Here is a 215-nt window from a genome sequence, read left to right as displayed (position 1 = left end):
ACGGGAAGTAAGTCGATTTCCAATTCCAATTCGGTAAAGGAAACACAGCCGTTATTAACATCCGTAGCTCTCACAAAAAGTGTTTGATTAAAAGGACTTTCGTTGGTATAAGGGCTTTCTAGTCCGTTTTCGATAGTTAAGTCTTCGGCATCAGCTTGGGTGGTGAAGAATTCGATTTCGTAATCTAAATTTCCACCGGTAATTTCATCGATTTT

1 protein-coding gene is annotated in these 215 nt (G+C 39.1%); it reads right to left on the bottom strand.

The window, feature by feature from the left end:
* The coding region (locus G7034_RS02085) for a hypothetical protein (protein WP_166399310.1) at window positions 1–215 on the bottom strand (215 nt) is incomplete at both ends.

The sequence above is a fragment of the Psychroflexus maritimus genome, from assembly GCF_011089875.1.
In the GTDB taxonomy this organism is placed as follows: domain Bacteria; phylum Bacteroidota; class Bacteroidia; order Flavobacteriales; family Flavobacteriaceae; genus Psychroflexus; species Psychroflexus maritimus.
Note: the sequence above shows the minus strand (reverse complement) of the source record. Positions and strands in the feature narration are given on the sequence as shown.